The organism is Rhodoligotrophos sp. CJ14, from assembly GCF_038811545.1.
GTDB classification, from domain to species: domain Bacteria; phylum Pseudomonadota; class Alphaproteobacteria; order Rhizobiales; family Im1; genus Rhodoligotrophos; species Rhodoligotrophos ferricapiens.
Genome location: NZ_CP133319.1, coordinates 1,975,406 through 1,996,687, shown reverse-complemented (window position 1 = coordinate 1,996,687; position 21,282 = coordinate 1,975,406). Strand labels below are relative to the sequence as shown.

The following is a 21,282-nucleotide window of genomic DNA, read 5'->3' as shown; positions in this document are numbered from 1 at the left end:
CATCTGCGTTTCCTGCTGCATCAGCGCTTGGTGGAGGCACACTGGCGCGCGATGACCGTGAGTAGCTCGAACATCATGGTTGCGCCGGCGAGCGCGGTCATTCCGCCTATGTCGAAAGGCGGCGCGACTTCGACCACATCCGCGCCGACGATCTTCACGCCATCCAGCAGGCGGAGCATCTGCTGGGCCTCGCGGGTGGTGAAGCCGCCGACCTCGGGCGTGCCGGTGCCCGGCGCCATGGAGGGGTCGATACAGTCGATGTCGAAGGAGATGTAAGTTGGCCCGTTGCCAGCGATGGAGCGGGCTTCGCTCATGACTTCTTCGGCACCGCGCTTTACGAATTCCTCCATATAGATGATGCGGATGCCTTGCTCGCGCGCCCAGTCATGCTCGCCGGGATCATAGATCGAGCCGCGGATGCCGATCTGGACGGTGCGCTTTGGATCAAGCAGCCCTTCCTCTATGGCGCGACGGAACGGCGTGCCATGGGTATAGAGGTTCTCGCCGAAATAGCGGTCATTGGTATCGGAATGGGCATCGAAATGGATCATGCCCACCGGCCGCTGCTTGGCCACCGCGCGCATGACCGGCAGTGTGGTCAGATGGTCGCCGCCGGCACCGAGCGGAATTGCACCGGCCTTCACAATCCGGGCGACACCTTCCTCGATCAGGCGCAGGCCGTCCATCAGGTCGATCGGGTTTACGCCGACATCACCGATATCGGCGATCTTCGCGATCGAGAACGGCTCGGTACCGGTGACGTGATGCACCCGACGCATCAGGCTCGACTGATTGCGGATCTCACGGGGGCCATGGCGGGCGCCGGCCCGATTGGTGGTGCCGCCATCCCATGGGATGCCGAACAGGGCGATGTCGAGACCTTCGGGCGAGGAGACGATCGGCAGGCGCATGAAGCTCGCGATCCCGGCAAAGCGCGGGACCAAGCTCGCATCGATGGGCTGGAACTCGTTTTGAGACATGGGACCGATTCTCCGGTGCTTGGATCGTATGGCTCTGGGGCCTGTGTTACTGCGTCGGCTGCGTCTTGAACATAGGCGAGGTCCGGAGATCATTCGTGGAATCGCGAAGTGACCTTTGGCTTATTCCTATTTAAGGATGGGGTGAGCGGTGGAAGTGTCGATCCAGCGCACAGGTCCATGCGTGCGGGCCTAATTTCGCGGGCCGCGGCACAGTTTAGGGGAAGATGAATGCGGGAAGCACTTCGGCCGGGTGACGTGCCAAAGATCTATGGGGACGTGCCGCCATTCATGGCGGTCGATTATGTGCCGGATCTCGCAACGCTTGATGCGGATGCGGCGATCATCGGCATGCCCTATGACGGCATTGCCACGTTCCGCGGCGGCGCCACGCGCCGGGGACCCCAGGAGATCCGGAAATTCTCGCTATTGTTCGGGCGCCGCAATTTCGACTGGGATGTCGATATCGTCGAGCATCTGAAAATCGTTGACGTTGGCGATGTGGATGTGGTGCCCGGCAATAATGCCGAGAGCTATCGCCGGTTCGAGAACAGGCTCACGCAGCTGCTGGAGAAAGGCGCGGTTCCCTTTAGCCTCGGCGGAGATCACGGCATTTCGTTCCCCGCCGTGAAGGCGGTGACCTCCCATCATAAAAGCCCGATGGGCCTCGTGGTGTTTGATACGCATCTCGACTTAAGCGAGTCGCTGGAGGGAGACCGGCTGACGCGGGCATCACCGCTTTTGCGGATCTGTGAGCTCGATCAGATCGACCCCAAGCGCGTTGCCATTATTGGCGCGCGCGGGCCGCGCAATCTGCCGGAATGGACGCCGCTCTATCAGGAAATGGGGATCTCGGTATTTCCCATGGAGCAGATCGAGCAGGAAGGGATGGAGGCTGTCGCGGAGAAGGCACGCAATATCGCGACAGCCGGCGGTGCCAAGCTCTATATCAGCGTCGATATCGACAGTGTCGATCCCGCCTTTGCGCCGGGCACGAACAGCCTCGAGCCTGGCGGGCTCACCTCGCGCGAGATCATTCGCGGTGTGCGCATCGTCGGGCGCGACGGGTTTGCCGGCTTCGATCTGGTCGAGGTCTCGCCGGATTTCGATACGGCGAGCGGCACCACGAGCGTGCTCGCGGCGCGGCTGGTGGCAGAAGCGCTATGCTGTCTCGCCGCGGCGCGGGGCGGCCATAAGGATGCCTGGCGGCGGGCCCATATCCGCTAAAGCTGGACGGTTGCGGGGCTCGATGGACGAGCCCCGCCTTCAGGGTCTCAATCGAGGATCTGGTAGTGTGCCTCGGTCGGCTTACCTGCCTTGCCGTTGATCGGCAGGATATCCTGCGGGCAGCATGACATCGCGACCACGCAGTCCATCCTGGCGCGCAGGATGACGTAATCGCCCGGCTTGGAGACCGGCTCGCCCCAGCTGGTTTTGCCGTGCTCGTCAACCGGGATGTTCATCCAGAGATTGAGCGGGCTCGGGGTTTCCGGCGCGCGCAGGCCGATCTGGCGCATGCCTGCGTGCAGATTATCCGTGCAGTTGTCGTGATATTCGGTGCAGCCGAGCAGGCCATAGCGATAATCATCGCAAGCGGCGATCAGAGTGTCGTGGATGCCGGGCGATGTGTCCTCTTCGAAGAACAGGATAGGCCGGCGCCGGTTCGAATAGAGATTGTCGCCCTTGGTGGGGAAGATCTTACCCAAGGTCGGGCGCGTATGTTCCATCGACATGAATTCGGTGAGATCTTCTGCGCTGAAGCACCAGGTGTCTACGACCTGCTCGCCATGGGTGTTGATGATCTTGATCGCCTGGCCCTCCTTGAGCCGTACCGCACGGCCTTTCCGCGCGGGGATCGTCATCAGTTCGCCGGTCTTGGTCATGTCCAAACCTCCCATTCATCGGCCGGCACATTGCTCAGGCCATTGGTTGCGGTAAACAGCAAACAAAAGAAATTCATTTCGTTATTTGGCGAAGTAAAGCGGATTGTGCTCACTGGCCTCTGTGTGTAGCGACCGGGCTGGATCAGGCCGGTTCTGTGTTGCTGAACAACAGGTTCCGCTGCTTCCAGGTGTTGAGAAACTCCTGGAGTCTTGCGCTCTTGGGGTTCACGAAGAGCTCTTGTGGCGGGCCCTGCTCGATGATCCGGCCGTTGTCCATGAACACGACGCGATCGGCCGCCTGGGCTGCAAAACCCATCTCGTGGGTCACGATCATCATGGTCATGCCTTCGCGGGCAAGGGTGCTCATTGTGTCGAGCACCTCGCCCACCAATTGGGGGTCGAGGGCGGAGGTGGGCTCGTCGAACAGCATGACATGGGGGCCCATGGCCAGGGCGCGGGCGATCGCGACGCGCTGCTGCTGGCCGCCCGAGAGCTGGCCGGGATGACGATCCGCCTTATCGGCAAGACCCACTCGGGCAAGCGCCTCGCGGCCAAGCTTGTCCGCTTCCGCGCGGCTCATCTTCTTTGTGAGCCTCAGCCCGAGAGTGATGTTGCCGAGGGCCGTCATATGCGGCCAGAGATTGAAGTGCTGAAAGACCATGCCCAGGTTGCGGCGCGTCTCGTCGATGCCGCGCTCGCCATCGCGCACCCGGCCGCCGGGGGTTTGAACGAAGCCGAGCGGGCGTCCTTCGATGGTGATCTCCCCTTCGGTATGTTCCTCGAGAAAGCTTACACAGCGCAGCAGCGTGCTCTTGCCCGAACCGGAGGGACCGATGATGCAAACCACCTCGGAGGGAAAAATGTCGAGATCGATGGACTGCAACGCCGTGAACTGGCCGAAGATCTTGGTGAGTCCGCGGATGCGGATGATCGGCTCTGCGCTTTGTGTGCTGGTGTCGGCCATGACGCTTCCTAGTAACTGACGCGGCGCTCGATCGCCCGGCCCAGCCAGGAGACAAGCTCAATGAGCAGCCAATAGAGCAGGGCTGCCGCGAGATAGGGCTCGATGACCGCATAGGTCTCGTTGACGAACTGCGCGGTGTTCTTGGTGAGCTCGGCCACGGTGATGATGGAGAGCACCGCGGATTCCTTGATGAGGATGATGATCTGGTTGATCATCGGCGGGATGATCAGAAGGAGCATCTGCGGCAGCTTGATGCGCGTGATGATCTGACCGGAGGACAGACCGATCATGCGGGCCGCCTCGATCTGTCCGGCGGGAATGGATTGGAAGCCGGCGCGGAAGATTTCGGCGAAATAGCCACCGCTATAGACGCCGAGCCCGATGATGCCCACCGTCTCGGCCCGCCAACGCAGGCCGAAGGACGGACCGCCGTAATACAGGATGAAGAGCAGGATGAGGATGGGCACGCCGCGCATCACCTCGATATAGGTGCGCACGAGCCAGCGTAGCGGCGCAAAGGGCGTGGCACCGATGAGGGCTGCGGCCAACCCGATGCCGATGCCGATCAGGGTCGCAAACAGGCAAATCCAGGCGGTGGTCGCGAAGCCCTGCAGGAGCAGCGGTCCGTATTGCAGATAGAGGCTCGGATCAAAGGTCATGGCGCGCGTCTCATCGTTTGAGCGCCAAGCGCTGTTCGGCATAGCGGCCCATAAACGAGAGCCCCAAGGTCATGATGAGGTAGATGATGGCCGCCATGGTGTAGATCTCGAAGGCGCGGTAGTTGACGGCCACGATCTGCTGGCTCACGCGCATCAGCTCGGTTACGGCGATGACCGATACGAGCGAGGAATTTTTCAGGATGCTGATGGTCTCGTTCACGAGGGACGGCAGCACCAGCCGGAAGATCTGCGGGATAATGATGTGGATCCGCGCCGGCCAGGTCTGGATGCCGACCATGCGCGCGGCCTCCATCTGGCCGGAAGGGATCGCGAGCAGGCCGCCGCGAAAGATCTCCGCCTGGAAGGCGGCGGTGTTCATGGTCAGGGCGATGATGGCGGCAATGACAGGCGGCACATCGATCCCGATCGAGGGCAGCAGGTAGAAAATGATGAACAGCTGCACCAAGATGGGCGTGCCGCGCCAGGCGCTCTGATAGATGAGCGCCAGGCGCCGCAGCACTGTGTGCTTGGAGACCAGGCCGAAGCATAGGAGCAGGCCCAAGGGCATCCCGAGCACGATGGCGGTGCCGGAGATCAGCAAGGTCATCCAGGCGCCCCAGAGCAGGGTCGGGAGATAGGTGCCAAGAAGCGAAAAGAATTCCATCGACCCGTCGACTCAAGGTGCGCCAGCGGCGGAATTGGCCTCAGTTTTCAGGCGTCGGCAGTGCGTCCGAGGGAAGCTCCATGGGGAAGCCGAACCATTTTTCCTGCAGCTTCTTCATGGTGCCATCCTGGTTCAGCTTGCGCAGCTGCTCATCCAGGAACTTGCCGAGGGATGCGCTCTCGTCATCCTTGCGCACGACCCAGCTGAAATAGGTTTTCGGGCCGAAGGTCGGCTGGACGACTTCGAACGCGTCGGGCCGCTGCTTCTGAAGATAAAGCAGGTTCGGCAACGAGTTCACCACCGCATCGACACGCCCGGCCGCGAGATCTGCATAGGCCTCATTGAAGTCCACATAGGTCTCGATGCTGTCGATGCCTTCGCCCTTCTCGGCGAGCTGCTTGGAGAAGAGCTCCGTGCCGGCGAGCTGGGCGGATCCCGCCTGGGTGCCCACCACTTTGCCGGCGAGATCCTCGGGCTTGGTGATGCTGGTATCGCCCTTGCGCTTCACCACGGCGAAGGTTGCATCCGCGATGGGTAAGGTGAGGTAATAGGTGTCGAAACGGCGCTTATTGACCGTAACGGCGGTGATGATAGCGTCGAACTTCTTGGCCTGAAGGCCTGGCAGCAATCCCTGAAAGGGAAGATCCAGCCGCTCGACCTGTACGCCGGGCAGCGCCTTCATGACCTCGTCGAAGAGATCGGGGCCGTAGCCTACGATCTTGCCGTTCTCGACGAATTCGAACGGAGGATAGCGAGCTTCGGTGCCGACGACGAACTTGCCCTTGTCCTTGATGGTCTGGAGAAGATCGGCAGCGAAAGACGGTGTGCTTGCGAGGCCCGTCAGCCCGGCAACACCCATGGCTGCGGCCAAGGCGATTGCTTTAAAACAAGCGCGAAACATTCTGAGACCCTCCCAATTGGTCCTTGAAACACCCCGGACGGACTATTGCACCACACTCAAGGCCGTTCAAGTCGGCATGCATGCAGCGATGGGCTTAAAATGTTACCGGCGTGTTTACCCATAGAATACGGGCGGTCTTGGTGCCGGCATTGCGATAGCCGTGCGGGAGGTGGGATGGGAACACGAAAAAGTCGCCGGGCTCCAGATGATAGGTGCGGCCGTTGACCACGAGCTCCACTTCGCCTTCCAGAACGTAGCCTGCCTCTTCGCCCTCATGTGAAATTTCGCCCTCGCTGGCGCCAGACGGGTGAACGAAATGGATATTCGCCTGCAGCAGGTGCTCGCTGCCATCGGGGATCAGCTGCTCGAGTGAAATCGACTTGCCGCGCCTGGAGTCGATCTCCAGCATGGGCCGGGTGCCTTGTTTGAAGACGATATCGGTGGCCGAGGCCTGGGCCTCGAACAAGGCCGCCATGCTGATGCCGAGCCCCGCAACGATGCGATGAAGCGTGGTCAGCGAAGGGTTCGCGTGTCCCGTCTCAATCTTGGAGAGCATGCTCTCGGAACAGCCGGCGCGTTCTGCAAGTGCTTTCAGCGACAGCCCATTCTGCTTGCGCAGGCGCCGGAGAGTCGGGCCGAGGCCATGGGCTGGCCTTGCGCCCAACGGGGATGCTGGCCGGTTCATCTGCATATCGCCAATCCCGACCTCCTGCGTGTGGTGGCTGGTTGCATCATAGCAAAGCCGAACGGCTTGTCCCCTGTTCAATAGTTGAATGAAAGTCAAATGTTGAATTACCATCAAGCCACTCGGCAGAAGTGGAGCGGCTATGTCATTGACCATTCAAGCGGCGCGCCTTTGGGACAGCATCATGGAGCTCGCGCAGATCGGCGGCACCCCGGATGGCGGGGTGTCACGCCTCACGCTCACGGCGCTCGATCGCGAGGCGCGAGACCTGTTCACACGGTGGGTTGCGGCAGCGGGATGCCAAGTCGCGATCGATCCGATCGGCAATATGTTCGCGCGCCGGGAAGGTCAGGAAGCGGATTTTGCTCCGGTGCTGGTCGGAAGCCATCTCGACACGCAGCCGAGCGGTGGCAAGTTCGACGGTATCTACGGGGTCATGGCCGGGCTCGAGATCATCCGGACGCTCAATGATCGCGGCATCGAAACCAAGCGGCCCATCGAGGTGGTGAACTGGACCAACGAGGAAGGCTCGCGCTTCGCGCCGGTGATGATGGGATCGGCGGTCTATGCGGGCGCAAGGGGCCTCAAAGAAACCCTCGCGACGGTGGACCGCAACGGCATCAGCGTCGCGGACGCACTCAACGAGATCGGCTATGCGGGCGATGCGGATCTGTCCAATCGGCCGATCCACGCCTGTCTTGAGGCGCATATCGAGCAGGGGCCGGTGCTCGAGCAGAAGGGGGTGCCCATCGGGATCGTGACCGGCGGCTATGGCCTGCGCTGGTTCGATATCGACATTCACGGCCGGGAATCACATGCCGGCACGACGCCGATGGGGCTGCGCCAGGATGCGCTCGTGGCCGCTGCCGAAATCATCAGCAAGCTTACCGCGATGGCGATCCGGTTCGAGCCGGAAGCCCGCATTACGATCGGTGATCTTTCGATCGCCCCGGGATCGCGCAATACGGTGCCCGGTCATGTCCAGCTCAAGGTCGATGCGCGCCATCCAGAGGCGGCCGTGCTGGACCAGATCGAGCAAGAGATCACGACGCTGTGCCGCGAGGTTCAGTCCGGACGCGGCACCCGGACCGAGATTGTCAAGGTTGCGGATAATGCGCCGGTGCGGTTCTCAGCTGAGGTGATCGCACAATTGCGGGAGGCAGCGCAGGCGATCGATGCTCTGGCCATCGATCTTGTGAGCGGTGCCGGGCATGATGCTTTCCATGTGGCGCGGATCGCGCCGGCGGGGATGGTTTTCGTGCCCTGCGCAGGGGGGCTCAGCCATACGCCGCTGGAGAGTGCCACGCCTGAGGATCTCGCGCTGGGATGTGAGGTGCTCTACCGGGCAGTGCTGGCGCTTGCCAATTCGTAGTGGGCACATAGGGGGCGCCGCTGGGGTTCCTTCCAAGCCGTTGTGGTCTTCACCACATGGTAACTTTACGGAAGGGATCGGCATCGCAACATTACGGTTGCATCTCCAACACTGAACATCCAGGCCGGACTCCATGACCAAGATTGAGCGTAACATCGCCCCCGCCATTGATCCGATCAAGCTCGACAGGCTCGCCGAAGTGGCGGTGAAGATCGGCTTGCAGCTTCAACCGGGGCAGGACCTGTTTCTCACAGCGCCAGTCTCGGCCCTGCCTCTGGTGCGGCGGATCGTGGAGCATGCATATAAGGCCGGCGCAGGGCTGGTGACGCCGATCCTCTCGGATGAGCAGGTGACGCTGGCCCGGTTTCGTTACGCCCGGGATGAAAGCTTCGATCGTGCCCCGGTCTGGCTTTACGAAGGGGTGGCAAAGGCGTTTGCCGGCAATACGGCGCGTCTTGCGATCGTCGGTGACAATCCGATGCTGCTCTCGGGTGAGGATGCGGCCAAAGTTTCCCGGGCGAACAAGGCCAATTCGGTCGCTTACCAACCGGCGCTGGAGAAGATCGCCGGTTTCGACATCAACTGGAATATCGTGGCCTATCCGGGTGCCTCATGGGCCGCACAGGTCTTCCCGGGCGAGGACGAGGACGTGGCGGTTGCAAAGCTCGCCAATGCGATTTTCGCGGCATCCCGGGTCGATAATGACGATCCCATCGGCGCATGGGCGGCTCATAATGCGGCCTTGCGGCAGCGCACCGAATGGCTCAATGGCCAGCGCTTCCAGGCGCTGCATTTCTCGGGCCCCGGCACGGATCTGACGGTTGGTCTTGCTGATGATCACGAATGGCAGGGCGGGGCCTCGACGGCCAAGAACGGGGTGACCTGCAATCCGAATATTCCGACGGAGGAAGTGTTCACGACCCCGCATGCGCGCAAAGTGGAGGGGCATGTCACCAGCACGAAGCCCTTGTCCTATCAGGGCACATTGATCGAGGACATTCAGGTCCGGTTCGAGGAAGGCCGGATCGTCAGCGCGAAGGCAAGCCGGGGCGAAGAGGTTCTGAACAAGGTGCTGGATACGGATGATGGTGCGCGGCGGCTGGGCGAGGTGGCGCTGGTGCCGCATTCCTCGCCGATCTCGGAAAGCGGCATCCTGTTCTATAACACGCTGTTCGACGAGAATGCTTCCTGCCATATCGCTCTGGGGCAGTGCTACTCGAAGTGCTTCCTAGGCGGCGATAAGCTCAGCCCGGAAGAGATCGCAGCCAAAGGCGGCAATAAGAGCTTTATTCATATCGACTGGATGATCGGCTCGGGCGAGATCGATATCGACGGCATCCATGCGGATGGACGGCGGGTGCCGGTGTTCCGCACGGGCGAGTGGGCCTGAACCAGGGCAAGCGTTCAACTCGATATAGAGGCGGGGCAGCGGCACCTTTGGCCGCGGCTCGCGCCTTTGATCATGCGACATCTCCCAAATGGCGGTCGATGGCCTCGCGCATGATCGAGACGAATTCCTGTTCGCGGCGAATGAAGTCGTCGAGCATGCCTGACATGCTGACCACGAGCGTGCGCCCGGCGCGGTCGATGCCTTTGGGCAGCGGCATCGCGATCGCACCCGCGCCCGGCGTCACAAGACCGCGCGAAAAGCAATAGCCGTCCTCCCGCGCCTTGTGCACGCCGGCCAGGGTCTCGGCCGCGCAGATATGGCAATTCTCGATTTCGGCATTGGTCCGGCGAACCAGAGCACGGATCTCCTCATCGCTGACGCTGGTGAGCAGCGCAAAGCCGGTGGCCGACCACACAAGCAGCCGGCGGGAGCCCAGGGGAATATGGAAGCGCAGGGCGGCCCTTCCCGGGATGACATAGATATACTGCGAAAAAATCCCGCTGCGGGTTGCGATGAAAATGGCATTGCTGGTGCGCTCGGAGAGGAACTCGAGCGCGCGAATGAGACTGCCATCGCGGATGGGACCACCGTCTAGCCAGGATCCGAGAAGGGTAACCCTTGGCGAGGGCAGATAGGTCCGCGTCTTGGGATCGTAATCGAGATAGCCGAGATCCGCCAAGCTGCGCAGGAGCATCGAGGTTGAGGATTGCGGCATGCCGATCGCCTCGGCAATCTCCCGCGCCCTTGCTTCCCGCTTGAGCGTGACGAAAAACTCAAGCACCTGTAGCGCCCGACCGGCTGACTTGACGGCTGCTTGCGGCTGCGGTCCAGGATCGGGGGCGGTGGGGAGCGCGCCACCAACGCTTATCCACGGCATTTGTTCGGGCATGCGATCACGTATGTGATTTCTTCCATCAGATTTATGATTTCCGGTTGCCAGGACCCGGGTCAAGGGATTTTTCTCAGGATCGAGTTCCGGGCGGGCCTTGCACTCAGCGGCGCCAGATGGACCTTAGAGGAATTGCCATGAGGGAATTTGAGTTCAAGGGCGTCCGCCTTCCCGCCGAGGCGGTAGAAGAACGGGCGCGAGTTCGTGCATTTCTCAAGGCCGAGCGCGACGCCGGTCGCTATCTGCCGCACCTGTCATCCTGGAGCAGTTTCGATCCGGAGTTCAGCAAGCGCGCCAGTGCGGAAGGCTTCATCGGCGTCACCTGGCCGAGGGAGTATGGCGGACGCGAGCAGTCGAGCCTGACGCGCTTCGTGATCACGGAAGAGATGCTGGCGCAGGGAGCGCCTTGCGGTGCGCATTGGATCGCCGACCGGCAGTCCGGGCCGCAGATTCTCCGGCATGGCAGCGAGCGCGCAAAGCGGGACATTCTTCCAAGGATCGCCCGGGGCGAATGCTATTTCGGCATCGGGATGAGCGAGCCGGATTCGGGCTCGGACCTCGCGGCGGTGCGCACGCGGGCCACGCGGGTCGATGGCGGCTGGGTCATCAATGGTTCGAAGATTTGGACCACGAATGCTCATGTCGTGCATTACCTGATTGCGTTGGTGCGGACCAGCGACATGGGCGAGGACCGGCATGGCGGCCTGACGCAATTCATCATCGATATGAGCAAGCCGGGCGTCACCGCCCGCCCGATTCATGATCTCGGCGGCAATCACGAGTTCAACGAAGTCTCGTTCCAGGACTATTTCGTTCCTGACGACATGATGGTTGGCTCGGAAGGGCAGGGCTGGTCCATGGTCACGTCCGAGCTTGCCTTTGAGCGCTCCGGACCGGATCGCTTCCTCTCAGATTTTCAGTTGCTGGTGGGGCTCGTCGATCGGCTCGGAACGTCGCCCGAGCGTCGCGAGGCGATCGAGGTCGGCCGCCTGGTTGCGCATCTTGCCTCGTTGCGGCGCATGTCGAGCTCGGTTGCCGGGTTGCTCGACAAGGGCCAGTCGCCCAATACGCAGGCGGCGCTGGTCAAGGACATGGGGACGGGCTTCGAGCGCGAGATCCCAGAGATCGCGCGGCGGCTGGTGGCCATCGAGCCGAGCCGGGATAGGGATGATCGCTTCTCTGAAAGCCTGGCAGACGTGCTTCTGCGCGCGCCATCCTTCACGCTGCGCGGCGGCACCCGGGAGATCCTGCGCAGCGTCATCGCGCGCGGGCTTGGATTGAGGTAAGGCCCATGACCGATCCGGCAATGAAGTCCGACAATGAGATGTCCGCCATTCTTGCGGAACAGGCCGACCGCCTCTTCACGCAATGGGTGACGACGGAGCGGCTGGCCGCGGCTGATCGCGGGGAATGGCAGCAGGAGATCTGGCAAGCGATCGAGGAGGCTGGTCTGCCGCTGGCGCTGCTTCCGGAGGAGCAAGGTGGGATCGGACTCGAGCCGTTGCAGGCCTTCCGGCTGATCCGTCAGGCGGCCTATTACGCTGCTCCGGTGCCGCTGGGCGAGACCATGATCGCCATGGCTCTCTGGGGCGAGCCGCTGTCGGGACCGGTGTCCGTCGCCAGTGGTTCCCTTACAGGAGCTCAGCGGGTCCTGTCGCGGGTGCCGTTTGCGCGAAATGTGGAGCAGGTGCTCGTCCATCTCGATGGCGACCGCCTCGCTCTCCTGCCTCTTGGCCAAGCAAAGCTCGAGCATGACCGCAATCTCGCAAATGAGCCGCGCGATCAGGTGAATGCCGAGGGTTGGAGCCCGGCTGAGGATGCGGTCCGTTCATCCTCTCTTGTGGGCGAGCACGGGCTGTTGCCGCATGGGGCCCTGGTGAGGGCCATGCAGATGTGCGGTGCCATGCATCGCGCCATCGACCTCGCGCTGACCCATGCCAATGAGCGGCGGCAGTTCGGTCGGCCGATCGGCAAGTTCCAGGCGGTGCAGCATATGCTGGCGGAAGGCGCGGGCCATGTGGCCGCTGCCTGTGCCATCGCAGACAATGCGGCCGAGGCCTGGGGGAAGCCCGATTTCGCCTTTGCGGTGGCACTTGCCAAATCGCGGGTGGGTGAGGCTGCCGGCCGGGTGGCCGCGATCACGCATCAGGTGCATGCGGCCATGGGCTTCACCCAGGAGCATTCGCTGCATTTCTCCACCCGGCGGCTGTGGTCGTGGCGGGACGAGTTCGGCGCGGAGCCCTATTGGGAAGAGTGGATCGGTCGCCTCGTCTGCGCGAAGGGTGGCGAGGCGCTGTGGGACAGCATTGTCGAGGCGACGTCCCGGAGTGCAGCATGACCGAGACTGCCAGCGCTTCCGGCGCCCTCGCCGGCGTGCGGATCGTCGATCTCACCAGTGTGATCATGGGGCCGTTCGCCACACGCATCATGGCGGATATGGGGGCTGACGTCATCAAGATCGAAAGCCCCGAAGGCGACTCGCTGCGGTCCTATAAGCCCGTGCGCCATGAGGGCATGTCAGGGGTTTTCCTCCACCTCAATCGCAACAAGCGCTCGGTCGTTCTCAATCTCAAGACGGAAGAGGGGCGGGCGGCGCTCGACAAGCTAATCGAAACCGCCGATGTGTTCGTGCATGCGCTGCGTCCACAGGCGATCGAGCGGCTCGGCTATAGCTATGAGCGCGTGAAGTCGCTCAAGCCCGACATCGTCTATTGCGGCGCCTATGGGTTCTCGGCAGAGGGCCCCTATGGCAACAAGGCGGCCTATGACGATCTGATCCAAGCCGGCTCGGGACTTGCAGCGCTGGCCGGCGCCGTACAGGGTGAGCCCGCCTATGTGCCGACGGTCCTCTGCGACAAGCTGGTGGGCCAGGCCATCGCCTATTCTGTCATCGCTGCTCTTTATGCGCGGGAAAAAGGGGGCGGCGGTCAGGCCATCGAGGTGCCGATGTTCGAAACCTCGATCGACTTCATGCTGCTCGAGCATCTCGGCGGATTTGCCTTCGAGCCTTCACTGGGGCGCCCGGGCTTCTCCCGGGTGCTCAACAGGTCGCGGAAGCCCTATCGGACGGCGGATGGCTATGCGTGCATCCTGCCGTATTCGGACCGCAACTGGCTCGATTTCTACGAATTCGTGGGCAGGATGGAATTTGCCGAGGACGAGCGATTCCGCACATTGGGCGTGCGTGTTCAGCACATCGAGGTTCTCTACCGGCTGATCGAGGAGGAAGCGCCCAAGCGGACGACCGAGGAGTGGGTTGCGTTCTGCGATCGCGTTTCCATCCCGTGCATGCCCGTGCTGGCGATCGAAGATCTGCCGGATGACCCGCATGTGCGCGAAGTGGGGCTGTTCTCAACCGGCGAGCATCCAAGCGAAGGGCCTTACAAGGTGATCCGCCAGCCAGTGCGGTTCAGCGCCGCGCCCTTCGCGGTGCGTCGGCACGCGCCGCGCCTTGGCGAGCATACCAGCGAAGTCTTGGCCGAGATCGGCCTTGCGGGAGAGCAGGCCGGCCAGGCGCTGTCCTGATTGGGAGGAATACCCCGGAATGACTGACAATCTGAAATTCTCAGTGACCGACGGCATCGGCCTCATCACGCTCGCCCGGCCTGAGCGGATGAATGCGTTCACCTTCGAGATGATCGATGCCTGGCGCGAGGCGCTGGAAGAGTCCCGCCGCTCGGATGCGGTGAAGGTCGTGGTGGTCACGGGCGAGGGTAAGGCCTTCTGCTCGGGCGGCGATATTATCGAGATGGGCGATCGGCTCGAGCAGGAGCCGCGGCAGCGCAAGGCGGAGTTGTTCGAGCGGGTCGAGCGCATTCCGCTGACGCTCGAGGATCTCGACAAGCCGGTCATCGCCGCGGTGAACGGGGCGGCGACGGGGGCAGGCATGGACATGGCGCTGATGTGCGATATCCGCTATGCGGCGCGGTCTGCCCGTTTCGCTGAGACTTATGTGAATGTGGGCCTCGTTCCCGGCGCGGGAGGTGCGCATTTCCTGCCGCGCCTGGTGGGCGCTGCAAAGGCGCTCGAGCTGTTCTGGACGGGCGATTTCATCAATGCCGAGGAGGCCAAGCGCATCGGCATTGTGAACGAGGTGTTCGATGATGCGGAGCTCATGGACAAGGTGCTCGGCATTGCCGCGCGGATCGCCAAAGCGCCGCCCCTCACGTTGAAGATGATCAAGCGTGCCGTCTACCAGGGCCTGCGGTCCGACCTGCGCACGAGCCTTGATCTGATCTCATCCCATTATGCGGTCGTCACCTCGACAGAGGAGCACCGTGCGGCTGTGCGCAAGTTCATCGAGCGAACGAAGAAGGGTTGATTTTCGAGGAATGAGGGAGGAAGGGGCATGAAAAGCCTTGTGATCGGGCTTGGCGTAGCCTTGGGTTTGATTTGGGGAAAGCCGGTTATCGCGCAGGAATTCACCTTGCGCGTTGCGGACAGCTTCCCGACAACGCATCAATATTCAATCAATACCAAGGCCTGGCTTGATCGTGTCACCGAGCTGACCGGCGGCCGCATCACCTTCGAATATTATCCAGCGGAGCAACTGGCCAAGTCGGCCGATCTGCTGGATGCCGTCGAGAGCGGGATCGCAGATATCGGCTATGCCGCGCCGCTTTATATGTCGGATCGCCTCCCGATCTCGACAGTGACGGCGCTGCCGCTCGTGGGCAATGTCTCGGATCCGCAGAAGCTCAATGACGCCTTCAACGAGCTCGCGCAGAACGAGCTGAACGAGGTGGAATTCCTGCCGCAGGGTGTGCGGGTGGTCCGCGCAATGGTGACCGCTCCCTATCAGCTGATGATGAGGGCAGACAAAATCACCTCGCTCGATCAGTTGAAGGGCAAGAAGATCCGCTCTTCCGGGGGTGTGCAGGAACGCAGCGTAGAGAACCTGGGTGCGGTTCCCGTGGCCATTCCGGCTCCTGATCTCTATCCGGCCCTGCAGAGGGGCACGATCGACGGCACCTTGTTCAACACGCCGACGGCTGCGGGCTACAAGCTCGAGGAGCAGCTGAAGTGGTCGACCAGCAACCTCAATCTGGGACTGTTCCCGGTGCTCTATGTCATCAATGAGAATGTGTGGTCGACCCTGCCGGAAGACATCCAGAAGGCGATGATCCAGGCGGGGCGCGATGTCATTCCGCTGGCGATCGAGGCAGATCGCAAGAGAGAGGTCGAGTTCGACGAGGCCCTGAAGGCGCGGGGCGGCGGCATGTACGCCATCGAGGCGGAGGAGCTTCCCAATTGGGCGGCGGCGCTCAAACCGGTGAGCGAGGCTTGGATCAAGAACCTCACCGGCCAGGGCAAGCCTGCCGACAAGGTTTTCGCGCGCTGGGAAAAGCTGGTGACGGAATAAGGGCATCCGCGATTGCTGCCCGCAAGAGCACGTCTGCGATTTGGCGTGTGCACGGACCAGCATAGCGGATCGCAAGACCAGCGTTTTGAGGGAGGACTATCCTGATGAGCCGTCTGGATCGCATCCTGCTGGCTATTGAAGGCCTCATGGGCTGGATCGGAAAAGCAGCCTTGTTCGTGATGATGATCGCGGTGGTTTGCGATGCGGGCGGCCGATATCTCGCGAACAGGCCGGTGCCGGGCATCTACGAGATCACCGAGCTCTATCTCATGATCGCAGTGGTTTTTCTCGGATTGGGGCTCAGCCAGCGCTCGGGCGCGCATGTGCGGGTGGAGCTGTTGCTGGAGCACCTTCCACCTGCGGTCCAGCGTGCGCTTGAGTTCATCTATCTTCTGGCGACGCTTGCGGTGTTCGCGGTTGTGACCTATGCGGCCGCACGGACCAGCTATCAGAATTTCCTGTTCAATCGCTGGATCTCGGGAGCGGTGCCGATTCCGACAGGGCCGTCCTGGGCGATCGCCGCGCTCGGCAGCGCTGTGTTCTGCCTGCGCCTCGCCTTCCAGCTCGTCTCGCTTTGCTTCAGCACAGCACCGGTTCGGCAACAGGCCGAGCACTGAGATCTAACTGTTCGGGGAACATTCGCAATGATTGCGCCATCGATCATGATCCTGCTGGTGGGGCTCATTGCGCTCGGCATGCCCATCGCCTTCGCGCTCGCGGTGACGGGCGCTGCCGGCCTGCTCGCTCAGGTGGGCTTCAATCCCATGATGGGTGTGCTGCAGACCACGCCCTACCGGACGGCTGCCAGCTTTCTGCTTTCGACCATTCCGCTGTTCATCCTGATGGCAGAGCTGCTGAGCAGGGGAACGATCGTCCGCGACCTTTACCGGCTCGGCTATCTCTGGCTCGGGCATATTCGCGGCGGGCTCGCCTTTGCCGCCATTGCCGCCAATGTCGGCTTTGCCGTTCTGTCGGGATCCTCAACGGCGGCTGCGGCCGCGATGTCGCGCATCTCGATCCCGGAAATGCGCCGCTATGGCTATAGCGAGAGCTTCGCGCTCGGGGTGATCGCCATCGCTGGAACGCTGTCGATCATGATCCCACCGAGCCTACCGCTGATCCTCTATGGGGTGATGACGGAAACCTCGATCGGCAAGCTGTTTCTCGCCGGGATCATCCCCGGCGCCATCACCGCCCTGGGCTATATGGCGGTGATCGCTTTCCTGGTGCGGCGGAACCCATCGATTGCGCCCGCTACCGAACGGTTCCCGGCGGCGGAACGGTGGGCCGCGGTGCCGAAAGTCTGGCCAGCCATCCTGCTCGTGATTCTGGTGCTTGGCGGGATCTATTCCGGCGCGATCACGGCGACCGAGGCCGCCGCCGTCGGTGCGGCCGGGGCGCTTGTCATTTCCGTTCTGTGGGGCGGCCTCCGCTGGAGCGGTCTCAATGAGGCGCTAGGATCCACGGTGCGCACGACCGCGATGATCTTCGCCATCATCATCGGCGCGATGGTGTTCGGATATTATCTGGCCGTGGCCCAGATCCCGCAATCGCTGGTCACCTTCGTCGGTGAACTGCCATTGCCGGCCTGGGCCATCATGCTGATCATCGTGGCGCTCTATCTCGTGCTCGGCTTCTTCATCGATCAGCTGGCGATCATCATCCTGACCTTGCCGCTTATTTTTCCGCTGGTTACGTCGCTCGGCTATGATCCGATCTGGTTCGGGATCATCGTGACCAAGACCGCGGAGCTCGGGCTGGTGACGCCGCCGCTCGGCATGAACGTGTTCGTCACGTGCGGGGCGACCAATACGCGGGTGGAGCAAGGCTTCCGCGGCGTGGTCCCGTTCCTCATTGGGGAGCTAATCATCCTGGCCCTGCTGCTCCTGGTGCCAGAGCTGAGCACCTGGCTTCCACAGTTTATCGAGTAGCTGAACGGAAGCTCGCCAGGCGCTTGCACTTTCGGTCGACGAGGCGAAAGCGCGTCTCAAGGCTTTGCTCGACAGCATCATTGCGGCGCCTGGCATGACCGGGCGCTGCTGCTTTCATGTCTGTCTCAGAGATTCAGGGAAGGTCTGGTGCGGGTGGTCGGAGTCGAACCGACACTCTGTCACCAGAACTGGATTTTGAGTCCAGCGCGTCTACCAATTCCGCCACACCCGCAAGGAGACCGAATGGCTTCGTGCTCGATGCTGAGCGCGGCTGCCAAGCTCCTGGCGGCTATCTGCCAGAGGCCTTGGTTGAAGTCCAGCATCTTTTGGTGCGGAAGCGCGGGCAAGAGGCGCAATTCTCAAGGGACTCATCCCATTCCCATCCCATCCAGTCCCCCACTCGAGGTTTATTTGAGAATAATTTGCACTTGCATGTAAGCGGGGCGAAAACATATATTGCAGATGATATTCATTCGCAATTTTTTCCGAGGCCAGGACATATGGCGAGACGGGGGAGACGATTACTGCTCAAAGGCGCCGCCGCAAGCCTGTTGCTTGGTCTGAGCGGGGTTGTGGTTGGCCCGCGCGGCGCCCGCGCAAAGGACACGCTGCGGGTGGTCGCGACAACCAGCATGATCGCAGATGCCGTGCGGCAGGTCGGCGGCGATTGGGTGGAGGTTCAGGCCCTCATGGGGCCGGGGGTTGATCCCCATCTCTATCGCCAGACGAGTTCCGACATTGCCGCGATGAGCCGGGCCGATCTCGTGCTCTGGCACGGGCTGCGGCTCGAAGCACAGCTTGCGAGCTTTCTCGAACGGCTTGCCTCGCGTGTGCCGGTCTTCCCGCTCGCGGAGCTGGTGCCAAAGGCCAAGTTGATCAGCGATCCCAATTACCCCGGCCAGTATGACCCCCATGTCTGGATGGATCCGAGCCTGTGGAAGTACATTGTCGGCGGAGCGCGGGATACAATCTTCGAGTTGCGACCGGAAGCCAAAGCCGATCTGGACGCCAATACGCAGCGCCATCTGGCCGAAATCGATGCGCTGGAGGCTTACGCGAGGACGGGGCTGGCCACGGTCCCCGAGCAAGCGCGCGTGCTGGTGACCGCCCATGATGCATTTCACTATTTCGGCCGGGCCCATGGTTATGAAGTGCTCGGCGTCCAGGGCATTTCCACCGAGAGCGAGGCGGGGCTCAAGCAGATCGAACACCTGGTCGATGTGCTGGTCTCGCGCAAGATCGGTGCAATTTTCGTCGAAACTTCGGTGTCCGATCGCAATGTCAAAGCGTTGATCGAAGGCGCTGCCGCCCGGGGGCACACCGTGACCATCGGCGGAACGCTCTTTTCAGACGCCATGGGCAAGCCGGGTACTTACGAGGGCACCTATATCGGCATGATCGACCATAACGTGACCACCATCATTCGGGCGCTGGGGGGAGAGGCGCCTGAACGAGGTCTCAATGACAAGCTCACGGGACTCTAGCGGCCAGAACGGAGCCATTCATGAAGGCGCTTTGGGGAACTCTGGGTAGCAGCAAATCCGCTCCTTGGCTGATTGCCGAGAACGGGACGACCCTGCCTCAGCACCCGCAGGACAGCCCGCTGGCCATTTCGGGCCTGACGGTCGGCTATGGAACCAAGCCGGTTCTGTTCTCGATCGATTTCTTCACGCCGCCCAAAGCGATGGTTGCGATCGTGGGGCCGAACGGGGCAGGCAAATCGACCCTCATCAAAGCGGCCCTTGGCATCGTGCCCCGCATTTCGGGCGAGGTGACGGTGTTCGGCGAACCCTATGAGCGCGCGAGGCAGCGCATCGCCTATATGCCGCAACGGGCGAGCGTCGACTGGGATTTTCCCGCAACCGTGCTCGATGTGGTGCTGATGGGACTCTATCGGGAGATCGGCGCGTTCCGTTTCGCGGGGGCGCGGCACCGTCAGGTGGCGATCGACTGCCTGGAGCGTGTCGGTATGGGAGGCCTCGCCAAGAGGCAGATCGGGCAGCTTTCGGGCGGCCAGCAACAGCGGGTGTTCCTCGCTCGCGCGCTGGCCCAACATGCCGATCTCTACATCATGGACGAGCCCTTTGCCGGGGTGGATGCGGCCACTGAGCGCGCCATCATTGGTGTGCTGAAGGAGCTCAACGCGCAGGGCAAGACCATCATCTGCGTCCATCACGATCTTGCGACGGTGCCCGCCTATTTCGACCATGTGCTTTTGCTGAACGGCACCAAGATCGCGGATGGGCCCGTGGAGAGCACGTTCACTGCTGAAAACCTGCAAAAGACCTATGGCGGCAGGCTTGCCACGGCTCAGATCGAGACGCTTACTCCGGGGGCGCTCGCTTCCTCCGAGATGCCTGCACCCTTTAGCGAGCACAGGCCGTAACAGGGGGCTTGTTGGTGGACGCGCTCATCTCCGCATTGCTGCTGCAGACCGGCTATAATACCGCGCTGGTCAGCGTCGGCGCCGGCCTGCTCGGGGCGAGCGCTGGTGCCATCGGCACCTTCGTGCTGCTGCGCAAGCGCTCCCTCGTCACGGATGCGATCTCGCATGCGACCCTGCCAGGGCTGGCGCTCGCCTTCATCATCATGGCGTTTCTCACCGGGGACGGACGCTGGATGCCCGGCCTGCTGATCGGGGCAGCGCTGAGCGCCGCCGCAGGGCTGCTCGGGGTGATCTGGATTACCCGGCGCACGAGGCTCACCGAGGATGTGGCAATCGGGGCGGTGCTGTCCGTGTTCTTTGGGCTCGGGGTGGTGCTCCTCACGGTCATTCAATCCCTGGATAGCGGAGGGCAGGCAGGACTGACCGGCTTTTTGCTCGGCTCGACCGCCGGCATGCTGCGCAGCGAGGCCGAGACCATCGCCGTCACCGCCGCCCTCACGGGCTGCGCGATTTTCCTCCTGCGGCGGCCATTCACTCTCGTCTGCTTCGATCAGGATTATGCGACGACCCGCGGCATCGATGTGCGGCGGGTCGATCTTGCCATGATGGGGCTGGTGCTGGCGGTGACGGTGATCGGGCTGAAAGTGGCGGGGCTGGTGCTCATCGTTGCGCTCACCATCATTCCGCCGGTTGCCGCGCGGTTCTGGACCAATCGTCCTGAGCGCATGGTCCTGATCGCTGCATTGATTGGCGCGGCGGCGGCCTATGGGGGCGCGGTGATCTCGTCCTTGGGCGAACGTCTGCCCACGGGAGCGCTGATCGTATTGCTAACATTCGGGATCTTTCTCTTTTCGCTGATCTTCTCGCCAGTGCGCGGCGTGCTTGCGGGCTCGTATGCCCAGTTCGTCATGCGTAAGCGTGTGCATGAGCGGCAGGGACTGCTCGCGCTCGCTCGGGCCGAGCCAATCTATGATCCGCTGACCATGCGCGTCCTGCGCCGGGCGGGGTTCGTCAGGCCCGACGGTGTTCCCTCCCTGCAAGGCCGGGCCGCTGCCGCTGCTGCGGTTCGCGACGAAGCGCTGTGGGAGCTCTATCGCCGCGAATTTCCATCGGAAGCGGCGAGCATAGAGTATCAGGGACTTGTGCCGATCAGCGAGGCGGTTCCTCCCGATATGGTGACGGAGCTCGAGCGCCGCTTCACCTTGAAGGGGGCCTGAGC

General features: G+C 62.3%; 21 protein-coding genes and 1 tRNA gene. 13 read left to right on the top strand and 9 right to left on the bottom strand.

Features of this window, described 5'->3' with window-relative positions; all coding sequences use genetic code 11:
* Window positions 1-20 precede the first annotated feature (20 nt).
* The gene (gene speB, locus RCF49_RS09285) at window positions 21-980 is read right to left on the bottom strand and encodes an agmatinase (RefSeq protein WP_342643740.1); all 960 of its coding nucleotides are present in this window, start codon (window positions 978-980) and stop codon (window positions 21-23) included.
* A gap of 228 nt (window positions 981-1,208) precedes the next feature.
* Here speB (RCF49_RS09285) and speB (RCF49_RS09280) point away from each other — a divergent pair, with 228 nt between their 5' ends.
* The gene (speB, locus tag RCF49_RS09280) at window positions 1,209-2,204 is read left to right on the top strand and encodes an agmatinase (RefSeq protein ID WP_342643739.1); all 996 of its coding nucleotides are present in this window, start codon (window positions 1,209-1,211) and stop codon (window positions 2,202-2,204) included.
* Window positions 2,205-2,251: 47 nt separating this feature from the next.
* Here speB (RCF49_RS09280) and RCF49_RS09275 read toward each other — a convergent pair whose 3' ends face one another.
* From RCF49_RS09275 to RCF49_RS09250, 6 genes are all read right to left on the bottom strand, one after another.
* On the bottom strand, window positions 2,252-2,860 hold the full coding sequence (locus RCF49_RS09275; RefSeq protein ID WP_342643738.1) for an urea carboxylase-associated family protein: 609 nt from the start codon (window positions 2,858-2,860) through the stop codon (window positions 2,252-2,254).
* Between the two features lie 142 nt (window positions 2,861-3,002).
* Window positions 3,003-3,824 (bottom strand): amino acid ABC transporter ATP-binding protein, encoded by an 822-nt coding sequence (locus RCF49_RS09270; protein ID WP_342643737.1) that lies wholly within the window; start codon window positions 3,822-3,824, stop codon window positions 3,003-3,005.
* An 8-nt stretch (window positions 3,825-3,832) separates the two neighbouring features.
* Window positions 3,833-4,483, bottom strand: coding sequence for an amino acid ABC transporter permease (locus tag RCF49_RS09265; RefSeq protein ID WP_342643736.1), 651 nt, complete (start codon window positions 4,481-4,483; stop codon window positions 3,833-3,835).
* Between the two features lie 10 nt (window positions 4,484-4,493).
* Window positions 4,494-5,147 carry an amino acid ABC transporter permease gene (locus RCF49_RS09260; protein WP_342643735.1) on the bottom strand — a complete coding sequence of 218 codons (654 nt, stop codon included), beginning with the start codon at window positions 5,145-5,147 and terminating at the stop codon, window positions 4,494-4,496.
* A 40-nt stretch (window positions 5,148-5,187) separates the two neighbouring features.
* Window positions 5,188-6,048, bottom strand: a complete 861-nt coding sequence (locus RCF49_RS09255) for a transporter substrate-binding domain-containing protein (protein WP_342643734.1) — start codon at window positions 6,046-6,048, stop codon at window positions 5,188-5,190.
* 94 nt (window positions 6,049-6,142) lie between these two features.
* Window positions 6,143-6,733, bottom strand: a complete 591-nt coding sequence (locus tag RCF49_RS09250) for a cupin domain-containing protein (RefSeq protein ID WP_342643733.1) — start codon at window positions 6,731-6,733, stop codon at window positions 6,143-6,145.
* A 142-nt stretch (window positions 6,734-6,875) separates the two neighbouring features.
* On the opposite strand from RCF49_RS09250, the gene RCF49_RS09245 reads away from it, so the two are divergent.
* Both RCF49_RS09245 and RCF49_RS09240 read left to right on the top strand, forming a co-directional pair.
* Entirely contained in the window at window positions 6,876-8,105 is a 1,230-nt protein-coding gene (locus tag RCF49_RS09245) for a Zn-dependent hydrolase (RefSeq protein WP_342643732.1), read from the top strand.
* A gap of 133 nt (window positions 8,106-8,238) precedes the next feature.
* Window positions 8,239-9,495: an aminopeptidase gene (locus tag RCF49_RS09240; protein WP_342643731.1), complete on the top strand. Its 1,257-nt coding sequence runs from the start codon at window positions 8,239-8,241 to the stop codon at window positions 9,493-9,495.
* Between the two features lie 70 nt (window positions 9,496-9,565).
* Here RCF49_RS09240 and RCF49_RS09235 read toward each other — a convergent pair whose 3' ends face one another.
* A complete protein-coding gene (locus tag RCF49_RS09235) occupies window positions 9,566-10,372 on the bottom strand; it encodes an IclR family transcriptional regulator (protein WP_432807396.1) in 807 nt (268 codons plus the stop codon).
* Between the two features lie 149 nt (window positions 10,373-10,521).
* Here RCF49_RS09235 and RCF49_RS09230 point away from each other — a divergent pair, with 149 nt between their 5' ends.
* The 7 genes from RCF49_RS09230 (at window position 10,522) to RCF49_RS09200 (ending at window position 17,677) form a co-directional block, all read left to right on the top strand.
* Window positions 10,522-11,670 carry an acyl-CoA dehydrogenase family protein gene (locus tag RCF49_RS09230; protein ID WP_342643730.1) on the top strand — a complete coding sequence of 383 codons (1,149 nt, stop codon included), beginning with the start codon at window positions 10,522-10,524 and terminating at the stop codon, window positions 11,668-11,670.
* Window positions 11,671-11,675: 5 nt separating this feature from the next.
* Entirely contained in the window at window positions 11,676-12,722 is a 1,047-nt protein-coding gene (locus RCF49_RS09225; protein ID WP_342643729.1) for an acyl-CoA dehydrogenase, read from the top strand.
* Window positions 12,719-13,909: a CaiB/BaiF CoA transferase family protein gene (locus RCF49_RS09220; protein ID WP_342643728.1), complete on the top strand. Its 1,191-nt coding sequence runs from the start codon at window positions 12,719-12,721 to the stop codon at window positions 13,907-13,909. The genes RCF49_RS09225 and RCF49_RS09220 overlap by 4 nt, the downstream gene beginning before the upstream one ends.
* 19 nt (window positions 13,910-13,928) lie before the next feature.
* Window positions 13,929-14,705 (top strand): enoyl-CoA hydratase/isomerase family protein, encoded by a 777-nt coding sequence (locus RCF49_RS09215; RefSeq protein WP_342643727.1) that lies wholly within the window; start codon window positions 13,929-13,931, stop codon window positions 14,703-14,705.
* 27 nt (window positions 14,706-14,732) lie between these two features.
* Window positions 14,733-15,746: a TRAP transporter substrate-binding protein DctP gene (dctP, locus tag RCF49_RS09210; RefSeq protein WP_342643726.1), complete on the top strand. Its 1,014-nt coding sequence runs from the start codon at window positions 14,733-14,735 to the stop codon at window positions 15,744-15,746.
* Between the two features lie 104 nt (window positions 15,747-15,850).
* A complete protein-coding gene (locus RCF49_RS09205; protein WP_342643725.1) occupies window positions 15,851-16,363 on the top strand; it encodes a TRAP transporter small permease in 513 nt (170 codons plus the stop codon).
* Window positions 16,364-16,390: 27 nt separating this feature from the next.
* Entirely contained in the window at window positions 16,391-17,677 is a 1,287-nt protein-coding gene (locus RCF49_RS09200; protein WP_342643724.1) for a TRAP transporter large permease, read from the top strand.
* 145 nt (window positions 17,678-17,822) lie between these two features.
* On the opposite strand, the gene RCF49_RS09195 is transcribed toward RCF49_RS09200, so the two are convergent.
* Window positions 17,823-17,909, bottom strand: a tRNA-Leu gene (locus RCF49_RS09195).
* Window positions 17,910-18,177: 268 nt separating this feature from the next.
* Between RCF49_RS09195 and RCF49_RS09190 the strand changes: the two genes are divergently transcribed.
* The 3 genes from RCF49_RS09190 to RCF49_RS09180 are packed head-to-tail and all read left to right on the top strand — an operon-like array spanning window position 18,178 to window position 21,280.
* Window positions 18,178-19,161, top strand: a complete 984-nt coding sequence (locus RCF49_RS09190) for a metal ABC transporter solute-binding protein, Zn/Mn family (protein ID WP_342643723.1) — start codon at window positions 18,178-18,180, stop codon at window positions 19,159-19,161.
* Between the two features lie 20 nt (window positions 19,162-19,181).
* Window positions 19,182-20,063, top strand: coding sequence for a metal ABC transporter ATP-binding protein (locus tag RCF49_RS09185; protein WP_342643722.1), 882 nt, complete (start codon window positions 19,182-19,184; stop codon window positions 20,061-20,063).
* Window positions 20,064-20,077: 14 nt separating this feature from the next.
* Window positions 20,078-21,280 carry a metal ABC transporter permease gene (locus RCF49_RS09180; RefSeq protein ID WP_342643721.1) on the top strand — a complete coding sequence of 401 codons (1,203 nt, stop codon included), beginning with the start codon at window positions 20,078-20,080 and terminating at the stop codon, window positions 21,278-21,280.
* The last annotated feature ends 2 nt before the right edge of the window (window positions 21,281-21,282 follow it).